The organism is Clostridium uliginosum, from assembly GCF_900112485.1.
Classification (GTDB): Bacteria; Bacillota; Clostridia; order Clostridiales; family Clostridiaceae; genus Clostridium; species Clostridium uliginosum.
Genome location: NZ_FOMG01000003.1, coordinates 123,879 through 149,950 on the forward strand (window position 1 = coordinate 123,879; position 26,072 = coordinate 149,950).

The following is a 26,072-nucleotide window of genomic DNA, read 5'->3' on the forward strand; positions in this document are numbered from 1 at the left end:
GGGGAGTGAGGTTGAAAATGTAAAGGAAAGGACTAGTATTAATGATACATTTTTTTACCGATCCATATAAAGATGAACTTATTTATTCTGCGGTTTCAAGATATCACTTCTATACTGGGAATATAGATTATAAGGATACTATTGAAGAATGCTTTGGGAAAAGAACCATTGTGCCCTCGCTTGAAATAGGTAGCCCTATAGATCAATTAGCGAAGAATATTAGTGGAAAGTATACAGCAGATTATTTAATAAAAAATCATACTATTTTACCGTATTATATTCCGTTTCTTCCAATTCAAAGACGAGATGAAATTATTGAAAAGATTAAATATAAGGATTGCAGTGGAATTTATAATGAAATTGGTATTACAGCAGGTAGTGTGTGCAAGAAAAAAGGTATTTATTACTGCCCTATTTGTATTAAAGCTGATGTAGATAAAAATGGTGAGGCTTATATCCACCGTGAGCATCAACTGCAAGGAATTTTTCTATGTCCACATCATGGAGAACTTTTGAAAAAATATGATATAGTCAAAAACGATGTAAGTAGACTTGAATTTATTAGGCTTGACAAGCGGTTTATTGATTTTAAAAGAGAAACTAAGATTGATAAGAATTATGATATTATGTTAAAAATTTCCAAGGATGCCTACTATTTATTGCAATGCGGTACTATAAGCACTGATAAAAAATCTATTCTAGAAAAATATAAAAATCTTCTTAATGAAAAAGGCTTAACTACTTCAGGTAACCGAATAAAACAAAGGGAACTTTATGAAGAATTTATAAATTACTATGGAGAAGCGTTACTGAACGTTATGGATTCCAGTATAGACAATGATGATGAATATAATTGGCTTAGGGTAATAACTAGAGATGTAAAAAGAACAGTTCATCCAGTAAGGCACCTATTATTGATAAATTTTTTGTCAGGGAATATTGGTGAATTTTTTGATGATACAAGGGAGCATTATAATCCATTCGGGAAAGGATTTTGGCCGTGTTTAAATAAAGTGGCAAAACATTATAGAAAGGATGTAATAGATAATTTAAAGATAACAGCTGATTATAAAACTAGATTGCCTGTTGGTACTTTCAGTTGTGATTGTGGTTTCGTATATTCCAGAAAAGGGCCTGATAAAAAAAGTAGTGATAGATATAGAATAGGAAGAATAAAAACATTTGGAGGGGTTTGGGAGCATAAATTGAAAACATATTTAAAAGAAAATAAATATGGATTAGTAGAGTTAGCGAGACTTATGAGTTGTGATCCTAAGACTATATTAAAGTTTGATTTTATATTAGGAACAAATATGTTTAAAAATAATAGTAGATATATAAATGATAAGAAAGCTGCTGATGAAACTGATAAATTAAAGGATTATAAAAATTGTATATTAAGTAATATTTCAAGTAATCCTACTGCGACAAGAACTGAAATTAGAAGTATGTGCAAAAAAGAATATATTTTTATCTATAGAAATGATAAAAAATGGCTTTATAACAAACTTCCAATACAAACTAAAAAAATTAAGCCTCATGCTTTAGTGGATTGGAATAAGAGAGATAATAAGCTTTTATTTATTATAAAAAATAAGTATGAAGAATTAATGGATAGAGATAAACCTATAAGAATAACAAAATCCATTATAGGTAGAGAATTGGGGATACTTACAGCACTAGAAAAGAATATTGATAAATTACCTAATACTGAAAGATATCTAAATGAAATAATTGAAACTGTTGAAGATTTTCAAATTAGAAGATGTAAAAAGATAATTATAAATAAAATAGATAAAGGTGAACCAATAAAGAGGTGGGAAATACAAAGAATTGCTGGAATTAGAAGTGAAGCTTTTGAAAAAATAAAAGTATTGTATTGGGAGTAAATTGGTTCATAAAGTAACAGGGGGATGTATGAGTAAGGAAGCCGTAATAATAAAGAATTGGCCGTTTGGGAAAGGTGAAAAAGTAAAGCTAACATGGATTGGAGAGCCTTTTAAACAAAATAATAAGTGGATGGTTCATGCATATTTTAAGGGTGCTAGTGCAAAAAGAAGGATTATATTGGATTGGGCTAGTATCCATTTCTTATCTGTAGAAAAATACTACACGGATGGTAATTTGAATAAAGGAGAAACAATTCAAAATGCTGAGGTTATTGACATAAATCTTAATGGAATAAAGGCTGAATATAAAGAAAAAGATTGGGAGATTTGGGGTACTGGTTTTAAGGAAAAAACAAAATCAAAGACGTTCAACTTTTTAAAGAATGGAGTGTTATACACTATACCTATAGTTGAAGTTATTAGAGCAGTTTTAGCACCTAATAAATTTGTGCTAAATAGGATATTGGAAATGGATACTTTCGAAAGTTATTTTACATATGAAATGAAAGATGGGAAGCTAGATATTCATTTTACTTCTGAATATGAACCTAAACTTCTAAAAAGTGAAAAGATAAATCATTTAGCGTGGATACTCACCAATATATCAGTGTTACGAATGTTCAATAGTGTTGGACAAGACGTATGGGAAATGGATAAATTGAAATTTGATTTTTTGCTTGATAGATTTAACATAAGGGCAAGAGTTGAAAAGAAAGATAAATTTATAAGGATATTAGAAATAATAGCTCTTAATAAAAAGGAGATTAATGCTGAAGAAATAAATGTATTCCATCCAAGTTTAGAAGAATCAATATCTTCAAATGATACAAAAAAACGAAAATATATTAGTAATAATGGGAAAGGTGATAGAGAATTAGATTCAGATACAGATGGATCTACAAAAGAATCAGATGAAATAAATACATTTATGATTAGTCATGAATATGAAAGAATTCCTAAAATAAATAAGAAGAAAACTGGTAGGAAAATTAGAAGAAGTACTGAAGATAAGAACACTAAAACATATGTTTTGGATAGTAATAACCTTAGAACTACTGCAGATACTGGTGGAGAAGATCTTGTTAGAGGATTAGAGTTTAGAAATTTAGCTGAAATTAAAGTAGGAGGTGAGCTTCAAGAATTTATAGAAGTATTAAAGTTATTAGAAAAGAGACAAACTATAAAAATAGTAGATATAATAATGGATAATCTTCCAGAAGGGAAAAAATTTTCAAAATTAAATGATGCAATAACAAGGAGAAAATATGCTATAGGAAAGATTACTATGATTGATGAAAGTGAAAAATGTTTAATTGAGATAGAAAGAGAAGATAAGGCTTTGTCAATGCTTCTATTAAAAGCAAATAAATTGATGAACTGGAAAAGAGTTTGTAGTATACTAATACTGGGATTAGTTAATGAAAGTGGTAAATGGGATAATAAAAAAATAGATCAAATAGAAAAAATGGGAGTTTTAGTAATACGAAATAAACACATAAAAAGAAGTGCTTATGAAAAAACAAGTTATATATATGATAAACTAAGATAATAAGTATATTTTATAATAACTTAATAGATGACACGTGGAGAAGAGAAAAAAAGAGAAGTTTTATACATCACTAGATAAAGAGTTATATATAGTCGAAATTTAGATGGATGAAAAAGGATTAAGGTTAATAGATTACCAGAAGGAGATAAATTACACTATAGATAAATATAAAAACAGTCAGATAGGATGTGAGGATGATGATAATAACAGAGATTCCAATTAATAAAATAAAAATTGATGTTAGGTTGTGGGAAGTAGAACAAGAACATATAGAGCCTATAGTTGCATCTATTAAACAAGTGGGACTAATTAATCCTATCACAGTATTGGAGGACAATGGAGAATATACATTAGTAGCTGGGGAACATAGACTAAGGGCTTATGTTCAACTTGGAAAAGAAACAATTCCTACTAATGTGTTTCCTAGAGAATATGAAGATTTAGAACTTGATAAGGCTAAATGTGTAATTAGAGAAGTAGATGAAAATTTAACTAGGCGTTCAAGTGATGCTTATGAGGAAAGCTATATGTTATACCAAAGAAAAATAGCTTATGAAAAATTATATACAGAAAGTACAGTAGAGAATAGAAGAAAAATAAGTGGCAAAGTAATCCCAGAGATTGTTGATGAAGAACTACCTAAATCTTTTACTAAGGATACTGCAGAAAAAACAGGACTTGACATTAGTACTATAGCTAAAAAAGTAAGAATAGGTTCTATCATAGATGAAAAGTATGGAAAAAAAGCGGATAGCTTAGGTATTAGCACAAGAGTATTAAGAACAATAGTTAGAGGTAATGATACAGAACAAGTTAAAGAAAGTGCTAAAATTCATATAGATAATATTGAAGAGTTAAATAAATATTTTGTTGATGAAAAAGATTTAGAAACAGTTTTAGTAAAAAAAAGAAATAAATTTTATAATGATTCTCTTAATAAATTAAGAAAAGAAAAAGAAGAAAAATATCATTTGACTAATCCGGTAGAGTTTGCTAATGAGTTAAAAGGGAAAATATCCAATGAGTATTTAGCGGAATATATTGATTCCAAAGTTGAAAATGATCAAAAAGACCTGGGCCTTCATCTGGAAGAACCACAATGTACTTATGAAAAAACAGATAATATTTTAATTTGTGATACTGTTTATGCCAAACAGTTTCCTGAAGTATGTAATAGATTCATGACTATTCATGTTAATAATGAATCGGAGTTTGAAATTGTAAGCAAAGTTATTAATACATTTGGACAAGAAGTTAAGATTGCAATAATTTGTCTTAATGCAATGATATTTAGTAAGTATATAAATTATTAAAATAAACAATGATGGGAGTATAAAAATGAGAAAAAGAGATTTTAAAATTACAGATGAAGTTATTAGAATAAAGGATATAATTATAGAAAATAGAACACACCGTAATAATGAAATAATAGATTCATTAATGGAGAGCATTGAAGCTAATGGTTTGCTAAATCCTATAAATGTTGAAAGAACTCCAGACGGTGATTTAATACTTATCGCAGGATATCATAGAACTCAAGCATACAAGGGATTAGGTCAGCAAGAAATACCAGCTAGAGTTGTGACATATGATAAAGGAGTAACTAGAATAGACAGGGAATTGAAAAATGCTATTTTTAAGGGTGAAGAAGATATAATTAGAAAAGTATTAACTTCATATCAAATGGCTAAAGAATTAATGTCATTAGAGGATGCTTATTTCAAAAGATATCCTGATTATGCGATTGATCCTAAAAAATACATAGAGAAGTATAAAGAGAAAATTGAAGCCAGAGATAGGGCAAAATTACAGTCTAAAGCTGCAGAAACTAAAAGTGATAGAGAATTATTTGAACACTTAGCAGAAAAGGCACAATTAGATGTTGAAAAATTTGTACCACCAATTGAAAAGATAATAGGAACTAATAATTTATCAAACAAAAAAGTAGAATTAGTTCAAAAACTTGCTGAGTTGGAAAAGAAAAATCGTGGTATTATAACAAAATTAGAAGAAGATAAAATATCATCAACACAGCTTAATAGAGTCATTGATAAATTATCTAAGCCAGAGAATGCTGAAGATTATAATAATTATAATAAACAGGATAGAGCAAACTTGTTAAAAGAAATAGATATTCAAAGTAAATTAGAAAATATAGACATGCCCAAAGTAAAATATTCTGATGGCATCTTAGAAATAGGAAAGAATAAAGTGCATTGTATAGCAAAGGCAGATAGACTTCATTTAGTACAAGAAAAGAAATATAATATGAGACTTGATGTAACAAGTGCAAAACAATTTGATTCAGTAATTAAAGCTATGCAATTAGAACACTTCACAGGTTTAATAGTATTCTTTGATGATGAAAGTTTTAATCTTTTTGCTGATAATATTAACTAAGTAAAATTGTAAGTATGAGTTTGCAAATTTCATTTTTGAAAATTTATATAATAAAGTTATTAACTTCTATTATAAATAATTAAAAAGAGATTTGATAAAACAAGGAGAAGTATCATATAAAGTGGTATGAAAAATAATTGATTGGCAATACTCAAAGATATGTATTTAGTATTACCAATTAAATTAAAAATACAAAATGAATCAATAGAAGGCTAAATCTTCTATTGATTCATTTTTATTTTAGTTATATGTATAAAATAGGTTTTTGTGGAAGATTATCTAAAATAATTATTTTTGTAATGAATTAAAAGTGGTATCATTAATTATAAGTATTTATAAAATTTAGGGGGATATTATGGTAGATTTTGGTAAAGTATTAGAAAGAACAGAAAATGAGATAAAAAAAGATCCAATAGAGATATATGAAAGCCTTGATAGAAAAAGTACAACAGGGCCTTTACGTCCAACACAAGATAAAATATTAAAAGAGTGGTATAAAGAACGAAAAAATGATAAAGATTTAATAATAAAATTGCATACAGGTGAAGGAAAGACTCTTGTCGGATTACTAATTTTAATGTCTAAGTTAAATTCTAAAAAAGGACCATGTTTATACATATGCCCTAATATATATTTGGTTCAACAAGTATGTAATGAAGCAGAAAAATTTGGGATTAACTATTGTACAATTGGTGAAGATAAGGAGATACCAGAATCTTTTGTTACGGGAAAGAGTATATTGATTACACATGCACAGAAGGTATTTAATGGAAGAAGTGTTTTCGGATTAGGTGCAGGGTTTGTAAAAGTAGGTTGCATAATTTTAGATGATTCCCATGCATGTATTGATACAATAAACGATGCTTTTACTATTAACATAACTAAAAAAAATAACCTTAAATTATATAAGCAAATCTTAAATCTTTTTGAAGAAGAGTTGAAAGAACAGGGGGAAGGTACATATCTAGATATTATCAATGATGACTTTGAATCTATTTTACCAATACCATATTGGGTTTGGGATACTAAAAAAAGTGAAGTATTAGAATTATTAGCTAAAAATAAGGATGAATTAGAAATTAAATTTGTATGGCAGTTATTAAAGGATTCAATAGAAAAATGTAAGGGATTCATAAGTAGTAGAAAAATTGAGATTTCTCCTTATTATGTGCCAATTGAGTTATTTGGAACATTTAATTATGCATCAAATAGAATACTTATGTCTGCTACAACACAAAATGATTCATTCTTTATTAATGGACTTGGATTTAATATAGAAGCAACTAAAAATCCACTGGTAGATGTTTCAACAAAATGGTCAGGAGAAAAAATGCTTTTAATTCCTTCTTTAATTCATGATGAATGTGATAGAGATTCAATCATAAGCTATTTTGCAAAAACTATGCTAAAGAAGAAGTTTGGAATTGTTTCACTTGTTTCTAGTTCGAATAAAGCAAAGGCGTATGGAAAGTATGGTTCCTATATTGCTGGGTCAGAAAATATTTTCAAACTTATATCAGATTTAAAAAATGGAAAGTGTGATAATACTGTAGTTATAACTAATAGATATGATGGAATTGACTTACCAGATGAGTCTTGTAGAGTATTAATAATAGATTCATTACCTTATTTCGATACATTAAGTGATAAATATGAAGAAAATTGCAGACCTAATAGTGAAGTTATTAATAGAAAAATAGCACAAAAAGTTGAACAAGGATTAGGGAGAAGTGTTCGTGGATCGAAAGATTATAGTGCTATTTTAATTATAGGTTCTGATTTAGTGAAATTTATAAAAGGAGCCGCTACAAATAAATATTTTTCTAGTCAAACTCAAAAACAAATTGAAATTGGTAGAGTAGTTGCTGATTTAGCTAAAAGTGATATCAAGGAAGAAGATGTACCTACAAAAGCAATTGTTTCTTTAGTAAATCAATCACTAAAAAGAGATGAAGGCTGGAAAAATTATTATAAGAAACAAATGAATAAAATTGAAACAGAGCCAATGAAATTGGATATATATAATATTTTACAATTGGAAGGTATTGCTGAAAAATATTATTTTAATGGAAATTATGAAAAGGCAGATTTAAATATACAAAAAATTATAGATAGTGTTTCAGACGAATTTGAAAAAGGGTGGTATTTACAAAAGAAGGCAAGATATATTTATATGATGAGTAAAACTGAAGCAAATGTACTACAAAAGTCAGCATTTATAAAAAATCGTCAACTTCTAAAGCCCAAGGATGGAATATCTTATCAAAAAATTAATTATATTAATCAAAATAGAATTAATAGGATTAAAGAATGGATGTTACAATATAATGATTATTTAGAGTTGAGTTTACAAGTTAATAGTGTATTAGATGATTTATCGTTTGGTAGACAAGCTGATAAATTTGAAAGTGCTTTAAAAACAATAGGTGAAATGCTAGGATTTTCAAGCCATAGACCTGATAAAATGATTAGGAAGGGACCAGATAATTTATGGTGTATACAAAATAATGAATATATTATGTTTGAGTGTAAAAGTGAAGTTAAAGATGATAGGAGCGAAATAAGCAAATATGAGGCTGGACAAATGAATTCGCATTGTGGATGGTTTGAAGAAGAATATAGGGATGCAAAGGTAACACGTTTCTTGGTTATACCAACAAAAACATTAGCATATGAAGCTGATTTTACTCACAAAGTCCTAATAATAAGAAAAGGGAAATTAAAAAATTTAAAAGACAATATAAAAAAATTTATCAAAGAGTTTAAAAACTATGATATCAATGACATCAGCGATGAAAGTATTCAAAAATGGATAGACGTAAATAATCTAGATATTAATAGTTTAAAAGTTAAATATTCAGAAGAATATTACCATAAAAATAAGTAAATTTATAAAATTAAAAAACATATGTATTTTATTATTAAAAATTGGATAATAAATATTACAATTACATTTTATACGCAAAAAAATCTATGGAGGAAATATGAATAATAATTTTAAAAGAGACTTTATAAACAGCATATTATCTATAACAGGTAATTACTTAATAATGAGACCAAATTATTTTGGATTAGCTCACAATGTAATATTTGAGATGAAATATAAATATAAAGAAGACACTAAAGATTTACATGAAGATCCTATGTATTTATTATTTATAACAATTGTAGAAGATATGCAATTAAATATGAACTCTCTAATTAATACTAATGAAGAAGCAGATTATTTCAAATATCAAGATATAAAAAGAAATTGCAGGAGCATAATTGAAGCGTATATTGATATGTTAAATTTACAATTTAATCCTGATTATTTACAAATAATTAAATTAAATTGTAAATCAAGAGATTTAGATGAAGAAAAGATTAATAAAATTTTAGAACCTGTAAAAATGAAGATAAAGATCAATAATAATATAGTTCCAAATAATTTTATAAATATTAATAAAAAAATTGATATTTTAAATAAATATGAAGTATTCGATAATGAAGAAAAAGAATTCTATCAAGAAAAATTGATAAGATATCTGAATAAATATTCCCATCCTAATATTTTAATTCAAAAGGTTGAAGAGATAGCTAATATTAATTCAATAGAAAGTACATTGAGTATAGTAATAGAGTGTTTAGATAGGGCATATATATTAATGATTATAAATATATTTAAAAATGAAGGATTTCAGAAAGAAATTAAAAATTATGTAAATAAACTTGACGAATCAATTCAAATATGTGAATCAAAATTGAAAGAGTGGATAACTGCCGAAAAATACTTAAAACAGTTTTAAGAAATATAATCATAATTATTTGAAGTGAAAAAAGAATTAACTTAGGTTTCATAACTAAGTTAGTTGATTTTGATCAATCTTTATTACAAAAGTAAATAGAAGATTAAGGCAAAATAATAATATTTTGATCAAACTTTGTTCAAAATATTATTATTTAATTTTACGAAGAAATGAGATTTACAAGCATCATTTTGATCAAACTTTATTCAAAACCTACAGTTGTGTTGTCGCGAAACAAAGTTAGAAAATAACTTTGTTATTAACTTAACAAAAAGAATATAATATTTAGTAGTATAAAATTAATGAAGGAATATTTATCAATATTCCTTCATTTTTTATTGTACGAGGAAATCATAGAATTTTTGAAGCTGAAAAATCTGATTTAATCGAGATTTAGAACTGTTTCCGTATTAAATTATTAACAGGAAAAGTTAGAGTGATTATCTTGAATGTGTTGCAACGAATCACTTTGTTATAGTAAGAAGTACTAATTGTTATCAAACAATGGTTGGATAATGAAGAAATTGATGGTAAAATTATCGTATGTTATTTTAAGGAGGATTGTGTAATGTATGAGGACTTAGATAAGTTAATTAAAAATATGAAAAATAATCCTATAAGGTATATAAGTTTAATTATACTTTTAGGAATAGTAGTTCCATTATTTATCCAAACTCCATATTGGATTGGAAACTATTATTTATTAATTACTACAGATTTTAAAGCATCGGATATATTATCATTTTGGGGAAATTTTTTAGCATTTATTGCTACAACAACATTAGGAGTATTAGCATTATGGCAAAATAAAATAATTCAGGATAAGGCTAATGATGAAAATAAAAAGCTTCAAGAACAGAATGACAAATTACGAGAGCAAGATATTGAAAGATATAAGTTGGAGATTATATCTAAGTATTACTCAAATGTTATGTTTTGTGATGATATTCAAATAAGGACAAAAGTCATTCAACAGATGACTGAAGAAACTAGAGAAAAATATAATGAGCAAGTTTTATATAAAAAAGACGATTTTAATGGTAGCGTTTTTGATACTATAGAAGTGAAATTTATCTTAAAACTATTAAATCAGCATGTTCCTCAAAGTATAAAAATTAATGGGATTACATTACGCTATAATGGATGTTCTAGGAAAGATGAAGATAATGTGATTAATGGTGGTGAAAGCATAAGATTACTTCCTCGTAAAGAATATTTCTCACCATTAAGTATTAATAAATATAAAAAATTTAAACTATCAGCTACACTTTGTATAAACAATATTACAAATGAAAATAATGCAAGAAATTATACTGAGATTCAAAGCAAAGATATAGCAATAAAAATTGAAAAAAGTACACAAATTTTTATAGTTATTGATTTAAGTATAAAAAATCCATTTAATATTAATACTACTGCTTTATATATAATTTCATTAAAAAATACAAATGAGATTGATAATAATAACTTTTTGAAATTTAAAATAGAGGACATTACAATGCAATTAGTTGGATTAAATATGGAAATTAGAGGGTAACAGTATAATGGTTTACTATTATCTTTTTTATTATATATATATAAGTTTAAGCGTTGTGCTAATTTTCATATTACAAATTCTTGTAATATAAAAATGCGCAAAACATACTTGAGTAAAATTTAATAAATTTTAACCAAATAAGATATGTTTAATTTGGCCTACATGTATAGTATTTCCTGTAATTGTGTTTAATACAAATGAGAGATTATGAGCAAGTATTTTCAGAGTAATTCTGAGCATTAATTCCCATTTGGTTTTAGCTAAAACAATTGTTCAGCTAATTGTGAAAAACTAGTTTCAACTCTCCGACGCACCTTTGACAAGGCATTTCGAAGTCGTTTTTCTAATGGAGTTTTGTTATTCTTTCTCTTTAAGGATAAGAATAAGATTTCTTCTTCTTTAGCTAATGATTCTTTAAGCCCATTACTAATGTATCATTTATCTGCTAATATATTTATAGAAGTATTTGTTTGAATGAGTTCAAATACAGCATATCTATCATCAAGATTAGTAGTATTTAAAAGAAAATCTGTTATAAAACCATCGGTAGTAACTAAAGCATGAAGTTTTAATTCAAAATAAGTTTCTTTTTTAAAGCACAATAGCTATAAGTTGATATATCTTTAAATAATTTATTAAAGTAAGCTCTTCCCAATTTGTATACTGGGATAGGCATATTATCAATAATTCTAGTATCATCATCTTTAAATATTGGTAGACTAGAAAAATATTTTTGGATTTCTAAAATTACTCTATATAAATTTCTTTTAGTTTTATTAAGTCTTACTCTATAACAAATATCAGGAAATAAATTTGTAAAGTTCTTTTTAATGAAATAGAATCAGGCTTTTTCAGAATCAATTGTAAGAGCTTCGCTTATGATACTAATTGTTATGATTTGGGAGTCTGAAAGCTTAGATTCTGAAATATTTCTTCTGTTTTTTATAGAACTAGGTATTATTTCATTGTAAACATCGTCAATTAACACAAAAGAAACTGTAAAAAAATCTTTTAAATCATCAATTAATAATGTCTTAGTAATATTTGCTCTATCAGATAATTATTATAATAGTGTTGCTTGCATGAATGAAATGGGAGCGACTTGGGTAAATTCAAAGGCATATTTCACAATGTTATTACCATTTTTTCAATTTAGTGAAGTAAAAGGTGCTATTAACCCAATGAAAATAAGTTTTAAAATAACTGATAAGTATAGATTGTATGAATTTAAAAATTATATTATTAAATTATTTAATCTTACTCAAATTGATGAAATTATTTGGAAACAGGATAGGGATAAATTTTTAATAGAGGTTGAAAAAATAAAAGAAAAGAATAAAGATAAATCTTCATTAATTAAAGAAGAAATTAGAAGTGTAAGAAAAGGAAGGAAAGCGATGTTGAAATTGATGTCGTGATTTCTAATTTAGGGAAGGAAGAAATAGTATGCAAGGCAATGAAATTTATCTTATCTGATAATTATGGTAATATGGCTCAAATATATGCAGATGATACTTTATTAGATAATTTAATAAAATATATAAGTTCTAATTAATAAAATTCATCTATTTGGAAAACTAGCTCGTTGCAATTGCTAAAGGTACAGATTCAATTTAGATGAACAAACTTTTTTAGAACATATATATTCTGATGAAAGAAGAAAAATAACTTTTAAATTATCTAATGAAAAAAATAAATTTAACCCAAGAAGATATAAAGAAGGAAATATAAATAGTTCTTGGGCTAATAGATAAGAATCATAGCGAAAGATGGACAATCCTTGTAGAAAGTAATAAAACCTTGTTTAAATATTTATATTAACAAAAAATTATAGGTGGTCAGTAAACAGATATGAAGAAAATGATAAGTTCTTTATGAACCTATTTAGTGATGAAGAAAAGATGAAATTTGTAATGAATATGATGGCAGAAGTTATATTTAAAAAATCAAGATGATAAAGACTTTGTTTATGGGAGCGTGTAAATTACAGTGGAGAATAAAAACATAATACAAGTAAAAGAAGCAAAAATAGAAGAAAAAATTCCAGAATCAAAGCAAAGTGCGAATGTATTGTTCAAATTTATGACAGATCTAAAGTATTTAAGAGAAATACTAACTAATAAAGCTATTATACCTAGATATTACGAAGAAAGTATAGAATATTTAGAAGTAGATGAATTAGAAAAAATAGTATTTCCAATGGTATGTTTTTGTGATATTAATGTCTCAAGATTAAGTGAACATGTTGAATACTACGGAAAATTTGGAATTGGATTAAATAAAGAATGGGGAATTAAAGAAGGAGTCCAATGCATAAATTATATTAATGCTAATTCAGCAATAAGAAATGATTTTACACATATTTTTGCAAAAGCCTATAATGAAAATGTGGAGGATAATAATTTAGAAGAATACAATAATTATTTATTAAGCAATTTATTATTTATGAAACCTATAGTTGGAGAAATGTTTAGAAATGGTAAATATGACAACAAGAATTTTACTGATGAAAAGGAATGGAGGTATATTCCTAAAATTGATGATACAGATAAAATACAATTAATTATACCTCCAATATATGTTGGAAATCCTAATGTATATAACACATATTAAGAAGGATTAAAAAGGTTAAAACATTTGTGGTTAACTTTTGGGTACGATGATATAGAATATTTAATGGTTTCTACAAAGAACGATAGAAAGCAATTAATTGATTTTATAATAAATGATAAAACAATTAATTGTAATATTGAAGAGAAGTATGAATTAATATCAAAAATAATAGTTTATAATGTAATTAATAAGGATTGGTGATATAATTGTTTGCAAATTTTAAAAAAGCATTTAAACAAGAAGAAGAAACAATGTATAAGATTCCTGAAATAATATTAGAAAATTTAAATGATAAATTGTCAGATCGATTTGAATATATTCAGGTTGGCAATGATATGTGCACTATTATGTCAAAAGAAAAAGAAGTTGAAATTAAAGCGAAGTTAAAATTAAAAAATATGGAAGGAATAAAAAATACTGGAGAAGCAATTGAGTATCTATATAGAACTCAACAAGAAGTTGAGATAGCTGGTAAAAGTATTGAATTAGATGGTGTTAAATTTGATATCAATGAATTAATAAAAATGCCATTGAGAAATAAAAATTTTAATGATTTAAATGGTAAGCTTATTTTAAAACCTCATCCATTCCCTAAGCCATTTAAATTGATGGTTGGATATGGTGATAAAAATATAGAAATGTTATTTCAAAGACAACCATATGCAGATTTACATAAAATTTTATTCAAATCTATTGATAGAAAATCACTAGTAATATCATATATTGTTGATGAAGTTATTGGAAATATGATAATTAATGTTTCTATACATATTGGTGAAGCAGAAAGTGTAGAAGAAATAGTTGAAATCTCCCGAATATATAAGTGTTTTATGAGTGGAGAAGGTAGAATAGCAGATATAAACTTAAATAGAGGATTTGATAATATTACTGAAAAAGATGGATTAGATTCATTGATAGAATTTTGGAATAAAGTAGATTTAATATCAAAGGAATTGGGGATTCTTTTTAATCCTAAAAGAGATATTTTAAAAAAAGATGTTAATTTAGTTGAAAGATTATATAGATGCTTTGTTAAAGATAAACCATATAAAGAAATTGTTGACTTGGAGAATTTAACTGTTAAATGTTCAACGGAACTTGATAAAAAGCAGTTTATAAATAAGGATGGACTTGTATTGGAGATTGTAGATCCTAAGACCTATGAGTTGTTAGAAGAAAAATTTGATATATATACAGTAACAACATGGTGTAATGTTATGGTAAAAGATGCTGAATTAGTAGATAAAAAAAATTGGGAGTATAAGTTTATAATGGATACAGACTCTGATAAAAAGATATTTAGAGTTATTAAATACTTTAAAAATAAAGAAGATGCAGAAAAATATAGAGAAGGTTTTTCAAGAAATGTTACAGACTTAGAGAATGTTGAACTTATATAAAACATATTAATGATATGATGTGGGATTTTTTGAATTATAGATAAAAAATTTATTAATATATAATTTTAATGTAGATTTATAACAAAGTTATACCGTTTAAATAAAGTTGTATTAAAATTTCTTTGAATCGATTAAATATTCTTAAAGTAATAAAATTTGAATATTTTTAATCAAATTTTATTATAGAAATAAATACAAGCCTAAAGCAAAAGAATAATATTTTAATCAAACTTTATTTAAAACCAACGCAGTTGTTGTTTACTACCAAAAAACTCATTCAAAAAAATAAAGATGTTCAAATAGAAAAAAAGTTGTTCAAAAAAAGAGAGAGAAAATCAGGAATCAAAGCCTGGCTTTCTCTTTTTTTATTGAGAAAAAATTGAGATGAATGATTGAGAAATGGAGGTTTTAGGCCTAGGGTTTTGAATGATTTTTTTGCGGGAACATCTAGACAGAGATTGGCCAATTTTATATGTTTTAAAAAGTTTTTAAAATAAAGTTGTATCAAATATAAATAATAAATAAATTTATGAAGGCGCTGTATCATAATACAAATCATTTAATGATATGATGTATATTCAAAAAAAATAGAAATAACATTTGTGGAAGAAGCATTGAAAAATAAGCTTAGAGTTTCTTCATTTGAAGTTGTTCCATAAATGATTGTCCTAATGCATATTAGGAGCAATCTTTTATGGGCACAACTTTAAATGTTAGAAACTTTTAGGCATATAAAACAAAATAACAAGTCAGTATGCTAGTCTATTTTGAGTCATACTACGTCAGTAACATTAGCTAATAGTCTACTATTGGCTAATATTACTTCCTTGTCTGACTCAAAATATACGTCACATCTTTGACTTGTTATTTTGTTTATATGCCTTAGCGAAATTTTTCTAGTCTTCTTTAATAAATGTTATTTCTATTTCTTTGTTATTACTTCACTTAATAATTCCGAGACAGTCCCTTTGATGTTTTTTGAAGTGATAATTAAGTCATAAGAGGAAAAACAGATCATATTTACTTAAAATATATATCTAATCCAATTTAGCAGTCAAAATCCAAACAAATTTATTCATTTGTTGGTAGCTTACATTGAAACCTTCGGATTCAAATAATTCAGTTAATACTTCATGAGTTGTATAAAATTCAGTTTCAAGGTCATGTGCCAGAGATGTGAAATTTTTATTATATGCATCTTTTATTATAGATTCTTTGCTTTCAATAGAATCATACATAGTATCCGTAATAATTATAGTTCCATTATTTTTTAACTTGCTTTTTAATAATTTAATTGATTCTTTTTTTTCAGAGTCTGTAAGATGATGAAATGCATAACTAGTTATAATAGAATCTATACTATTATTATCAATAGGTAATGATAAAAATGTTCCTGATAAAAATGATATAGAAGGATATTTTTCTGTAGCAATATCACGCATTTTAGAATTCGGCTCAATACCGATGGTATTATAACCTGCTTGGGCTGAAACCATAGTTAAGTTTCCAGTTCCAGCACCAATATCAAGTACTGTGGCGCCTTTATATTTTAAAATATGCTTAACAGTTTCATTTAATACTTCAGTGTAATTTTTAAATACTTCTTCATATTCACCATCTTTCATAGAAACAGTTTCATCATATTTATCTGCCCAATCATCAAACAAAGCATTAAAACGGAAATCTGATAAATTCATAGAAAAATCATATAGATTTTGACTAAAATATCTATCACTACGGTCTGGCAATATAGCAACAATATTAATTTTCCCCTTTGCCTTATATGCTTGTTTTACAGCACCAGCAACAGCAGCACCAGATGATGAACCAGCTAAAACACCTTCTTTTTTAGACAAAAGACGTACATAATACATTGCTTCATCATCAGAGATTTTTTCAACATCATCTATATAGCTTTTATCAAAGATACTAGGAATAAAGTGATTTCCGATTCCTTCTACTTTATAAGTACCTTCTTTACCACCACCTAATATTGAACCAATTGGATCACTTAAAACAATTTTTATATTAGGATTTTTTTCTTTAAGGTATGAGGCAATTCCCATAATTGTTCCACCAGAACCAGCACCAGCAACTAAAACATCAATTTTACCATCTAATGCATCATAAATTTCTTTACCAGTTTTTCTATGTGCAGTTACATTAGCAGGATTGTCAAATTGTTTTGCCATAAAGCAGTTTGGAATTTGTTTTGCTAGTTCGGTTGCCTTTGCAACTGCACCTTCAATTCCTTCTGCAGAAGGAGTCACAATAAGTTCAGCTCCAAGAGCCTTCATTAATATTTGCTTTTCTATAGAAAATTTTTCGGGAATTACAATTATTAGACGATATCCTTTTTCAAAAGCAGCCATAGCAAGTCCGATACCAGTATTTCCAGCAGTTGCTTCTATAATTGTATATCCAGGCTTCAAAAGACCTTGTTTTTCAGCAGTCTCCACAATTTCTATTCCTATACGGTCCTTTATGCTTCCACCAGGATTTAAATATTCTAATTTAGCAAAAATATTTACATTACTATTTGGTAAAATATGATTAAGTTTTAATAATGGTGTATTCCCAATTATATCTCTAATATCATCTATATAATGCATTTAAAAATCCTCCTTATTTATAAAGTGATTGTTTTAAATCTTCAATTAAATCATCTGGATCTTCAATTCCAACAGAAAAACGAACAAGACTATCTTTTATTCCAAGTTTCTCTCTTTGTTTTACCGGAATAGAAGCATGTGTCATAGCAGCAGGAAGGCAAACTAAACTTTCAACACCACCTAAACTTTCCGCAAGAGCTATCATTTTAACGTTATTAACAAGTTTATGTGCTAGCTCAGATGTTTCAAATTCAAAAGAAATCATAGCTCCAATATTTGGATAGTAGATTCTTTTGATTTCAGGTACTGTAGATAGAAATTCAACTATTTTTTTAGCGTTACTTTGAGAACGATCAATTCTAATAGCAAGAGTTTTAATACCTCTGATTAATAGGAAACTATCTTGAGGTCCGAGTACTGCCCCTACAGAATTTTGTAAGAAAGCAATGCGTTCACTTAATTCTGGATTAGAAGTTACAACTAATCCAGCAACAACATCACTATGTCCACCAAGATATTTTGTTGCACTATGCACTACTATATCAATACCATGTTCAATAGGACGTTGTAGATAAGGTGTTAAAAATGTATTATCAACAACTGATATAATATTATGCTTTTTAGCAATTTTTGAAATAGCACTTAAATCACTTAATTTCATTAATGGATTAGTAGGAGTTTCCACAAAAATTGCCTTAGTATTTGATTTTATAGCATCTTCTATTTCATCTAAATTAGAAGTGTTTACCAATGAATAGGTAATGCCAAGATTGCTAAATACTTTGTCTATTACACGGAAAGTTCCCCCATAAACATTATCTGATAATAAAAGATGATCACCAGAATTAAATAACATAATAACTGTAGATAAAGCAGCTAGACCAGAAGCAAAAGCAAAACCAGAATGCCCACCTTCAAGATCGGAAATTAATTTTTCTAGAGATTCTCTAGTAGGATTTCCAGTTCTAGCATATTCATAGCCTTTATGAACTCCCACACTTTCTTGTCTAAAAGTCGATGTTTGATATATTGGAATATTAACTGCTCCAGTAGAAATATCTTCACTAATTCCACCGTGTATTACTTTTGAATAAAAATTCATATTTATATCCTCCTTCATAGAAGTGTTTTAATTATATTTTTTACAAAAAAAAATGATAAATGATTTATAGGAATTATACATCAGATTTAATTCCTTGTAAACATATTAATTTACTATGAATTAAAAATAATTTTTAATAGATGATAAAATATAAAAATAACAAGTCAGTATGCTAGTCTATTTTGCATCTTTAACTTGTTATTTTCTTTTATATTGTTAAGTTTTATACAAATGATGGTAATAATAATATAAAAAGGGGTAATTTTATAGTATAATAACATTATCATTTAATTATAATGTTTGAATTTTTATATGATAACTTATTCAAAGAATACTATAGGGTTAGAAAATAGGGAGGATAATATGAGTAATAAACATTTGTATAATTTACAAAATGAAACTGACATTAGAGGGATTGCATTAAAAAACAATGAAAAAGAAGTGACATTAACTAATGAAGAAGTAAAGGCAATTACAATAGGTTTTTATAAGTGGATGTTAAATAGAAGTAAAACAAAAAATCTAAAGATTTCAGTAGGAATGGATTCTAGGTTAACAGGAAATGAATTTAAGCATACTATTATAAGAACATTAGTTAGTTTTGGAGCGACTGTATACGATTGTAATGTTAGTACTACACCAGCTATGTTTATGACAACAGTTATAAGTGAATATAAATGTGATGGTGCAATAATGATTACAGCAAGTCATCTTCCATATTATTATAATGGAATTAAGTTCTTTACTGAAAAAGGAGGACTTGAAAAAGAAGATATAAAAGAAATTTTGGATTTAGCTTGTAATGAAAAAGATAATAAATTATTTATAGGAGAAATTGAAACAAGACGATTAACTCGCTCAAAGCCACTTATTGATGATTATTCTAAAATTTTAGTTGAAAAGATACGAAAAGAAGTTGATTCAAAAGAAGATTACAACAAGCCTTTAAAAGGATTGAATATAATCGTAGATGCTGGAAATGGAGCAGGGGGATTTTTCAAAGAAAAAGTTTTAGAAGAGGTAGGAGCTAATACCAAAGGGAGTCAATTTATAGAACCAGATGGTACATTTCCAAACCACATTCCAAATCCAGAGAACAAAGAAGCAATGGAATCTATAAGTAAAGCTGTACTTGAAAATAATTGTGATTTAGGAATTATATTTGATACTGATGTAGATAGAGCAGCTTTAGTTGGTAGAGATGGAAAATTTATAAATAAGAATGCATTGATCGCAGTTATTTCTGCAATTGTATTAGAAGAACATAAAGGAACAACTATTGTAACAGATTCAGTAACTTCTGATGGTTTAGGAGAATTTATAGAAAATTTAGGTGGAAAACATCATAGATTTAAAAGAGGATATAAGAATGTAATAAATGAAGCTATAAGATTAAATAAAGAAGGAGAAGAATGCCATATAGCAATTGAAACATCTGGGCATGCAGCTATTAAGGAAAATTATTTTTTAGATGATGGTGCATATTTAATATCTAAAATATTAGTAAAGGTAGCTAAACTAAATAGTCAAGGTAAGACTATTGAAGATCTAATATTAGAATTAAAAGTACCTGAGGAAGAAAATGAAATAAGAATTAAAATTAATGGAGAAAATTATAAGGAATGTGCAAATAAAATATTAAAGGAACTAGAGAATCTAGTTAACAATAGTGATAATATGAAATTTGCATCAAATAATTATGATGGTTTAAGAGTTATATGTAATAGCAGTTTAGGGGATGGATGGTTCCTATTAAGATTATCGTTACATGAACCTCTAATTGTTATTAATATAGAATCGAATAAAAAGGGTGGGGTTCAAGAGATAATCTCTTTCCTTAGAGAATTTTTAAAAGGATATGATTTAAGTGAATTTTAAAATATAATTAATGATGATATACAGTAGGAAAATAAATCATAATTACAGGTTAAATGTTAATTTTTTAACTATATTGGTAAATATATTAATTAAAAGAATATTTTAATTATATAAATAAAGAAATTTATAATAAAAACTAAGGATAGGCACTTATACTATAGATATAAAGTATAAGTGTCTATATTTTTATATTAATATAAATTTCATTTAAATGTTTACAAAAAATATGTATTAATAAAAATAATAATATTAAATAAAAAAAATAGATTGAAGAATTTCATAGATTATGTTAATATTTTAACAAAGATATTCTTAATGAAAAATTACGTGGAGGGGTTGCTAGGCAAGAAAATATTTATGCTAATTATTAATAAATAATATTCGTTGTTATGTTGGGCATATGTTAACTGTTATAAGGTTAATATCATTTTTATAGACCTTAAAATATTTTAGGCACATTAAAAAAATATATGACACATCTTGGACCTATTATTTTCTTTCATGTGCCTTATAAAAACAAAAGGAGAGAGATATGTATATTAGTGATATGGATGTAATTTCAAACACAGCAAGGAATAAATATAATCTATCAAAAGATAAACCTATAAAATATCTTACTAGATCAATAGTAGCAGGTTTCTATTTAGTGGTAGCGATAATACTGTCTTACACAACAGGAGCAGTTCTGTATACTAATTATCCAGAAATATCTAGAATTATGGTTGCAGCTACATTTTCTATAGCTTTAGCACTGATTGTATTTTTAGGTGGAGAACTATTTACAGGAAATAACTTAGTTATGGGTATGGGCTTCTTCGCTAAAAGCTGTAACTTTAAAATGGTATTAAGAGTATGGATATTAAGTTATTTAGGAAATCTTATAGGTGCAATAATAATATCATTTTTATTTGTAAAAAGTGGGGCATCAATGGGGTTAATTAAAGATTATGTTGCTAATATAGTTAATGTAAAATTAAATTTATCAGCAACAGAAATGTTTTTAAGAGGAGTATTGTGTAATTTTATGGTTTGTCTAGGTGTTTTATCTACCATAAGGTTAAAATCGGAAAGTGGAAAATTAATAATGATGTTTTGGTGTGTGTTTGGTTTTGTAATTGCAGGATTTGAACATAGTATAGCTAATATGGGCATCTTTTCTATAGCATATTTTGTATTAGGTGGACTACCTGTAGGATTAATGTTAAACAATCTACTGTGGGTAACACTTGGAAATATTGTAGGCGGTGCAGTATTATTAGCATTACCATTAAAACTTATGAGTGTTGATGAATAATGTCAGGTAACTTTAGAATTATATGGAATTTATCGATGAGTAATATTTTATTTTATCTGATTTTGGGAGTAACGACAAGATATAAATTATAGTAGTTAAAGGAAATTCAGAGTAAGAGTTTATAAAAAATAAGTGTTATAAATATATTGGGCTTTAGCCTAAATGTTTGTAACACTTTTTATTTTATTTGAGATGTTTTAAATATGATACATTACAGACTTAGACAGTTTAAAGTTTGCGTGGTAATATAAAAAAGATAAGTAAATGGAATAGATGGTGAGTGTGTGATTAAGATAAAATTAGATAAAAATAAAAAAGGACAAATCCTTTTTAAATTAGGAATTACAAAAGAGCAAGAATGTAATTTGTTATTTAAAAGAGCTATTATAGAATCTAAAAAAATAAAGGGAAGTTATAATTATGAAGTACCATTAAGATTTTTTATTCCTATATTTAAAAATATAGGTAAAGAACAATTAATTTTAGATCAAAAAAGTATAGCATCCTATTTAGAGTTTTCAGATTATTGTGATGAAAATTATTATACTGATGTAGAGCCAACGGTGAATTATATGAAAAAATGGAGAGAAGAAGGATGTCCTATTATCTATAGAGTTACTATAGATAGAGATGACTATAGTATTGAGAAAAAAGCTGTATTTAAAAAACCAAAAATCTTTTTTGAAGACTGTACTTCTTAGATTATAAGTTGTTCCAAATGTGCTTGTTTAAAGCTTGCCGTTGAAGCAAGCACTTTGGGTACAACTTGTAATCTTATAAGTACCAATCAAAATCTTCAGTAAGTGTATGAGCTTTATTTTGGTTAGCTTATAGTATAACTAAAATTCTCATTGTGAGTATCTATGAATGATAAATTATGCTTACGATTATATCAGTTATTTCTTCAGATGTATTAGAAAAAGTTAATTGAGGGATGTTATTTGAATTAACAGTATAATTCAGGCATAGTAAATCAGCATTTTCAATCATAAAAATTTTATTATTTATTTTAGATTTAAAACCTCCATTTAAGGCATAAAAACAAATTGATTCAATTGGCGTATTACATGAAGGCTTAACTATAAATTTAGTCTCTTTTAAGGGATTAATGTGTAAGTGAATTAATTCCCCATGATAGTTCTCCTTTGTCATTAAATTAAAAACAGAAGCTTTTCCATAAGTTTTAGTTTTCCAGTCACCCATAAATATATCTTGATCAAATGGATTAAGTGTTTTTGAATATTTATTTTCGTGCTCAAGAGTTATCTTACCTTCAGTAACCATAAAATTTCTTGATACATTTGGTAAATTACTAAAATTAGATTCTAGTATATCTATTCTAGCAACACCAAGTCTCCATAAAAAGTTTCTACTTGCATAATCAGAACCAATAGGGTATGTAATAAGTTCTGTAGCCATTCCACCAGACCAAATTGTTGGAGTGTAACTTTCTTTTTTTATTAATTTAATATCATAATTCAAATATAGCCCTCCTTTTTTATAAGCATTTTAAATATATTTTACTATAAGATTCTTAAACAGATATTGATATTTACAAAATAAATTAGATTGAGGGATATTAATTTTCTAGATATATTTAAAAAAATAACAAGTCAGTATACTAGTCTGTTATGCGTCATATTTATTTAGTTGTTTTTTTTGAAGAAACTTTATTAATTTTAGACAGTTACTAACTACAATGATAAAATATAAACAAAAATTAATGTTATTAATAAAAAATAGTGTAAGAATAAGAAATAATATTATTATGTGATAATAATATTATTGTAAAGTTTATAGGAGGTTAAAAGTCATGAGTATATTAGATAAAAAGAGGGAACTTAGAAAAAATATTTTAAAGATTCGTAGAGAAATTGATCTAAAAGAAAAAAATGAATTTGATAAGATAATAGAAAATAAATTCTATGAAAGCGCGTTTTATAAACATAGTAAAAATCTATTTATTTATATATCTTATGAATCAGAAATTGAGACAAAAGATATAATAAAAAAAGCTTTAAAAGATGGTAAGAATATTTATATACCAAGAATTGAGGATGACACTAAGGTAATGGATGTAGTTAAAATAGTATCTTTAGATAATTTAGTTGAAAATAAGTATGGTATTTTAGAACCTGCAAAAGATGAATTAGCGGTTGATCCTAATGAGTTTGATTTAATTATTATGCCAGGGGTTGCCTTTGATAAAACTGGTGGAAGAATGGGATATGGAGCAGGATATTACGATAAATATTTAAAAAAAATTGTAAAACCAGTAAGTAAAGTAGCCTTTGCTTATGATTTTCAAGTAATAAATGAAGTTCCAATAGATAGTCATGATATTCCAATTAACTATATTTTAACTGAAAGAGAAAATATAGAATGTGGTAAAAAATTATAAATATTATTGCAAATATATTAAATTAGAGTATAATAAAAACATATTAATCTGTTATTAAGAATGGTGGAGGGACTGGCCCGATGAAACCTAGCAACAGCTAACTATCATAAGTTAGAATTGTGCTAAATCCTGCAGGTATTTACCTGAAAGATAAGAGATGCATAATAGTTATATTACAAAAATGTTTTTATAAGCTATTTCTCTATCTAAATGAAGAGGAATAGCTTTTTATATTTTATATAATTTAATAGAAAATTAATGTATATATATTAAGTTGATTTTTTATTTAAATATTTTTAGGGGGGCTATATTTATGAATATCGAAACAAAATGCTTACACGAAGGATATCATCCAAAGAATGGAGAACCTGTAGCATTACCAATTTATCAAAGTACAACTTATAGATATGATAGTACAGATGCAATAGGAAAATTATTTGACTTAAGTGCAGAAGGTTATATGTATTCTCGTATTTCAAATCCAACAGTTTGTGCTGTTGAAGATAAAATAGCATCATTGGAAGGTGGTGTAGGTGCACTTTGTACAACATCAGGTCAAGCTGCTTCATTAATAAGTATATTGAATATTCTTAGTGCGGGAGATCATATTGTAAGTGCTGCAACTGTATATGGAGGAACAATTAATCTTTTTGCAGTAACACTTAAGAAATTCGGAATAGAGTGTACATTTGTTGATGCTGATGCATCAGAAGAAGAATTACAAAAAGCATTTAAAATAAATACAAAAGTGGTTTTTGGGGAGACTATTGCTAATCCTGCAATTGCAATATTTGATATTGAAAAGTTTGCAAAAATTGCACATAAAAATAAAGTTCCACTTATTGTAGATAATACATTTGCGACACCTATTCTTTGCAGACCTATAGAGTTTGGTGCAGATATAGTTATTCATTCTACAAGTAAGTACATGGATGGACACGCAATACAATTAGGCGGAGTAATTGTTGATAGTGGAAATTTTGATTGGAAAAATGGTAAATTCAAAGAATTTACAGAACCAGATGAATCTTATCATGGAGTAGTGTATACTGAGCAATTTGGAAAATCTGCATATATTGCAAAAGCAAGAGTTCAACTTATGAGAGACTTAGGAGCATATCCATCTGCCAATGCAGCATTTCTTCTAAACTTAGGACTTGAAAGTCTTCCGGTTAGAATAGAAAAACACTGCAAGAATGCAGAAGTAATAGCTAAGTATTTAAATTCATGTGATAAGGTTGAATTCGTTAATTATCCAACTCTTGAAGGAAATAAATATAATGATTTAGCTAGAAAGTACTTGCCAAAAGGATGTAGTGGGGTAATTTCATTTTCTATTAAAGGTGGCCGTGAGGATGCAATTATATTTATGGACAGCTTAAAATTAGCAGAAAATGTAGTTCATGTTGCAGATATTCGTACATGTGTACTTCATCCAGCAAGTTCAACACATCGTCAACTTACAGATGATCAACTTGTAGCAGCTGGTATAACTCCAGGACTAATTAGATTATCAGTAGGATTAGAGAATATAGAAGATATATTAGAGGATGTTAAACAAGCATTAAACCAAATTTAAAACATATAACTTGATAGATATGTATACTTT

19 protein-coding genes, 1 pseudogene and 1 riboswitch are annotated in these 26,072 nt (G+C 26.7%); of the genes and pseudogenes, 16 read left to right on the forward strand and 4 right to left on the reverse strand.

What is annotated here, in order from left to right; all coding sequences use genetic code 11:
• Positions 1-41 precede the first annotated feature (41 nt).
• The 11 genes from BM027_RS03375 to BM027_RS03420 all read left to right on the forward strand — a co-directional run bounded on the left by BM027_RS03375 (position 42) and on the right by BM027_RS03420 (position 15,176).
• Positions 42-1,889, forward strand: a complete 1,848-nt coding sequence (locus BM027_RS03375; protein WP_090088794.1) for a TnsD family Tn7-like transposition protein — start codon at positions 42-44, stop codon at positions 1,887-1,889.
• Positions 1,890-1,917: 28 nt separating this feature from the next.
• Positions 1,918-3,438: a Tn7-like element transposition protein TnsE gene (locus BM027_RS03380; RefSeq protein WP_090088796.1), complete on the forward strand. Its 1,521-nt coding sequence runs from the start codon at positions 1,918-1,920 to the stop codon at positions 3,436-3,438.
• 194 nt (positions 3,439-3,632) lie between these two features.
• Positions 3,633-4,751, forward strand: a complete 1,119-nt coding sequence (locus tag BM027_RS03385; RefSeq protein WP_090088798.1) for a ParB/RepB/Spo0J family partition protein — start codon at positions 3,633-3,635, stop codon at positions 4,749-4,751.
• Between the two features lie 25 nt (positions 4,752-4,776).
• The gene (locus BM027_RS03390; protein WP_090088799.1) at positions 4,777-5,838 is read left to right on the forward strand and encodes a ParB N-terminal domain-containing protein; all 1,062 of its coding nucleotides are present in this window, start codon (positions 4,777-4,779) and stop codon (positions 5,836-5,838) included.
• A gap of 355 nt (positions 5,839-6,193) precedes the next feature.
• Positions 6,194-8,725 carry a DEAD/DEAH box helicase gene (locus BM027_RS03395; RefSeq protein WP_090088801.1) on the forward strand — a complete coding sequence of 844 codons (2,532 nt, stop codon included), beginning with the start codon at positions 6,194-6,196 and terminating at the stop codon, positions 8,723-8,725.
• A gap of 97 nt (positions 8,726-8,822) precedes the next feature.
• Complete coding sequence (locus tag BM027_RS03400; protein ID WP_090088803.1) at positions 8,823-9,626, forward strand: hypothetical protein; 804 nt, start codon at positions 8,823-8,825, stop codon at positions 9,624-9,626.
• Positions 9,627-10,194: 568 nt separating this feature from the next.
• On the forward strand, positions 10,195-11,163 hold the full coding sequence (locus BM027_RS03405; RefSeq protein WP_090088810.1) for a hypothetical protein: 969 nt from the start codon (positions 10,195-10,197) through the stop codon (positions 11,161-11,163).
• Positions 11,164-12,245: 1,082 nt separating this feature from the next.
• Positions 12,246-12,581, forward strand: a complete 336-nt coding sequence (locus BM027_RS03410; protein WP_090088812.1) for a hypothetical protein — start codon at positions 12,246-12,248, stop codon at positions 12,579-12,581.
• A gap of 571 nt (positions 12,582-13,152) precedes the next feature.
• Complete coding sequence (locus tag BM027_RS03415; protein WP_090088814.1) at positions 13,153-13,776, forward strand: abortive infection system antitoxin AbiGi family protein; 624 nt, start codon at positions 13,153-13,155, stop codon at positions 13,774-13,776.
• 24 nt (positions 13,777-13,800) lie between these two features.
• Complete coding sequence (locus BM027_RS18160; RefSeq protein WP_175559929.1) at positions 13,801-13,977, forward strand: hypothetical protein; 177 nt, start codon at positions 13,801-13,803, stop codon at positions 13,975-13,977.
• A 5-nt stretch (positions 13,978-13,982) separates the two neighbouring features.
• Positions 13,983-15,176, forward strand: coding sequence for an abortive infection system toxin AbiGii family protein (locus BM027_RS03420; RefSeq protein ID WP_090088815.1), 1,194 nt, complete (start codon positions 13,983-13,985; stop codon positions 15,174-15,176).
• A 1,037-nt stretch (positions 15,177-16,213) separates the two neighbouring features.
• Here the strand turns inward: BM027_RS03420 and BM027_RS18785 are convergent.
• The 3 genes and pseudogenes from BM027_RS18785 to BM027_RS03430 all read right to left on the reverse strand — a co-directional run bounded on the left by BM027_RS18785 (position 16,214) and on the right by BM027_RS03430 (position 18,890).
• Positions 16,214-16,873, reverse strand: coding sequence for a class I SAM-dependent methyltransferase (locus tag BM027_RS18785; RefSeq protein ID WP_341465519.1), 660 nt, complete (start codon positions 16,871-16,873; stop codon positions 16,214-16,216).
• Between the two features lie 9 nt (positions 16,874-16,882).
• Positions 16,883-17,788, reverse strand: a pseudogene (gene cysK, locus BM027_RS18790) (cysteine synthase A); the annotation flags it as partial.
• Positions 17,789-17,801: 13 nt separating this feature from the next.
• A complete protein-coding gene (locus BM027_RS03430) occupies positions 17,802-18,890 on the reverse strand; it encodes a trans-sulfuration enzyme family protein (RefSeq protein WP_090088817.1) in 1,089 nt (362 codons plus the stop codon).
• A gap of 363 nt (positions 18,891-19,253) precedes the next feature.
• Between BM027_RS03430 and BM027_RS03435 the strand changes: the two genes are divergently transcribed.
• The 3 genes from BM027_RS03435 (at position 19,254) to BM027_RS03445 (ending at position 22,763) form a co-directional block, all read left to right on the forward strand.
• Positions 19,254-20,768 carry a phosphohexomutase domain-containing protein gene (locus BM027_RS03435; protein WP_090088818.1) on the forward strand — a complete coding sequence of 505 codons (1,515 nt, stop codon included), beginning with the start codon at positions 19,254-19,256 and terminating at the stop codon, positions 20,766-20,768.
• A gap of 532 nt (positions 20,769-21,300) precedes the next feature.
• The gene (locus BM027_RS03440) at positions 21,301-22,062 is read left to right on the forward strand and encodes a formate/nitrite transporter family protein (RefSeq protein ID WP_090088819.1); all 762 of its coding nucleotides are present in this window, start codon (positions 21,301-21,303) and stop codon (positions 22,060-22,062) included.
• Between the two features lie 284 nt (positions 22,063-22,346).
• Positions 22,347-22,763 carry a hypothetical protein gene (locus tag BM027_RS03445; RefSeq protein WP_090088820.1) on the forward strand — a complete coding sequence of 139 codons (417 nt, stop codon included), beginning with the start codon at positions 22,347-22,349 and terminating at the stop codon, positions 22,761-22,763.
• A gap of 160 nt (positions 22,764-22,923) precedes the next feature.
• Here the strand turns inward: BM027_RS03445 and BM027_RS03450 are convergent, their stop codons facing one another.
• Positions 22,924-23,544 carry a HutD family protein gene (locus BM027_RS03450; protein ID WP_090088821.1) on the reverse strand — a complete coding sequence of 207 codons (621 nt, stop codon included), beginning with the start codon at positions 23,542-23,544 and terminating at the stop codon, positions 22,924-22,926.
• Positions 23,545-23,875: 331 nt separating this feature from the next.
• Here BM027_RS03450 and BM027_RS03455 point away from each other — a divergent pair, with 331 nt between their 5' ends.
• On the forward strand, positions 23,876-24,463 hold the full coding sequence (locus tag BM027_RS03455) for a 5-formyltetrahydrofolate cyclo-ligase (RefSeq protein WP_090088822.1): 588 nt from the start codon (positions 23,876-23,878) through the stop codon (positions 24,461-24,463).
• Positions 24,464-24,511: 48 nt separating this feature from the next.
• Positions 24,512-24,620, forward strand: a riboswitch (SAM riboswitch).
• Between the two features lie 156 nt (positions 24,621-24,776).
• Positions 24,777-26,042 carry an O-acetylhomoserine aminocarboxypropyltransferase/cysteine synthase family protein gene (locus BM027_RS03460; protein ID WP_090088823.1) on the forward strand — a complete coding sequence of 422 codons (1,266 nt, stop codon included), beginning with the start codon at positions 24,777-24,779 and terminating at the stop codon, positions 26,040-26,042.
• The last annotated feature ends 30 nt before the right edge of the window (positions 26,043-26,072 follow it).

What these genes read in the sequence shown, in the direction of transcription:
- BM027_RS03375 (WP_090088794.1), top strand. Translation starts at nt 42, where the DNA reads ATGATACATTTTTTTACCGATCCATATAAAGATGAACTTATTTATTCT.
- BM027_RS03380 (WP_090088796.1), top strand. Translation starts at nt 1,918, where the DNA reads ATGAGTAAGGAAGCCGTAATAATAAAGAATTGGCCGTTTGGGAAAGGT.
- BM027_RS03385 (WP_090088798.1), top strand. Translation starts at nt 3,633, where the DNA reads ATGATGATAATAACAGAGATTCCAATTAATAAAATAAAAATTGATGTT.
- BM027_RS03390 (WP_090088799.1), top strand. Translation starts at nt 4,777, where the DNA reads ATGAGAAAAAGAGATTTTAAAATTACAGATGAAGTTATTAGAATAAAG.
- BM027_RS03395 (WP_090088801.1), top strand. Translation starts at nt 6,194, where the DNA reads ATGGTAGATTTTGGTAAAGTATTAGAAAGAACAGAAAATGAGATAAAA.
- BM027_RS03400 (WP_090088803.1), top strand. Translation starts at nt 8,823, where the DNA reads ATGAATAATAATTTTAAAAGAGACTTTATAAACAGCATATTATCTATA.
- BM027_RS03405 (WP_090088810.1), top strand. Translation starts at nt 10,195, where the DNA reads ATGTATGAGGACTTAGATAAGTTAATTAAAAATATGAAAAATAATCCT.
- BM027_RS03410 (WP_090088812.1), top strand. Translation starts at nt 12,246, where the DNA reads ATGAATGAAATGGGAGCGACTTGGGTAAATTCAAAGGCATATTTCACA.
- BM027_RS18785 (WP_341465519.1), bottom strand. Translation starts at nt 16,873, where the DNA reads ATGAATTTATCAGATTTCCGTTTTAATGCTTTGTTTGATGATTGGGCA.
- BM027_RS03430 (WP_090088817.1), bottom strand. Translation starts at nt 18,890, where the DNA reads ATGAATTTTTATTCAAAAGTAATACACGGTGGAATTAGTGAAGATATT.
- BM027_RS03435 (WP_090088818.1), top strand. Translation starts at nt 19,254, where the DNA reads ATGAGTAATAAACATTTGTATAATTTACAAAATGAAACTGACATTAGA.
- BM027_RS03440 (WP_090088819.1), top strand. Translation starts at nt 21,301, where the DNA reads ATGTATATTAGTGATATGGATGTAATTTCAAACACAGCAAGGAATAAA.
- BM027_RS03455 (WP_090088822.1), top strand. Translation starts at nt 23,876, where the DNA reads ATGAGTATATTAGATAAAAAGAGGGAACTTAGAAAAAATATTTTAAAG.
- BM027_RS03460 (WP_090088823.1), top strand. Translation starts at nt 24,777, where the DNA reads ATGAATATCGAAACAAAATGCTTACACGAAGGATATCATCCAAAGAAT.